Consider the following 566-nt stretch of genomic DNA (forward strand, 5'->3'; position numbering starts at 1 on the left):
AGCTCGATCGCCATCGAAGTGCCGATCGCCTGCCTGACCAACGGCACCGAGCCGGTCATTGGCGCCTACGCCACCGCCAGCCTGCGCCAGGGCCGCCTGCTCAATCCAGCACCAAAAACCGGCATCAACAACGCCTCCAAGGAAGGCGGCGCCTGGTCGCAGGTGTCGCGCGTCGGCATGCCGCTGGTGAACGAAGTGGTCATCGGTCTGGACGACAAGGACAAGTTCAACGCCTCTAAACCAAAGGATGATGGCCAGTTCATCGACTACGTGACCAATCCGGTATTGCCGGCCGTGGTGCAGACGCTGTTCCCATCGGCGCCGGCGCCAACCAACTTCCCGCGTACCGACCTGGTCACGGTGTTCCTGAAAGGAATCGAGGGCGTCAACCAGCCTAAGGCAGTGGTCGCTTCCGAGATGCTGCGCCTGAACACGACGATCGCGCCGCGTCCGGTCGCTACGCAGAGTCCGCTCGGCGTAGCCGCCGGCGACAATGCCGGCTTCCCGAACGGCCGCCGTCCAGCCGACGACGTCACCGACCTGTCGCTGCGCGTTGCCATGGGCGC

General features: G+C 65.0%; 1 protein-coding gene. It reads left to right on the forward strand.

Annotated features, from left to right (window positions below; translation table 11 throughout):
- On the forward strand, positions 1 to 566 hold a 566-nt coding region (locus CR105_RS27495; protein WP_143752839.1), incomplete at both ends, for a DUF4331 domain-containing protein.

The sequence above is a fragment of the Massilia eurypsychrophila genome (genome assembly GCF_002760655.1).
Classification (GTDB): Bacteria; Pseudomonadota; Gammaproteobacteria; order Burkholderiales; family Burkholderiaceae_D; genus JAFCUW01.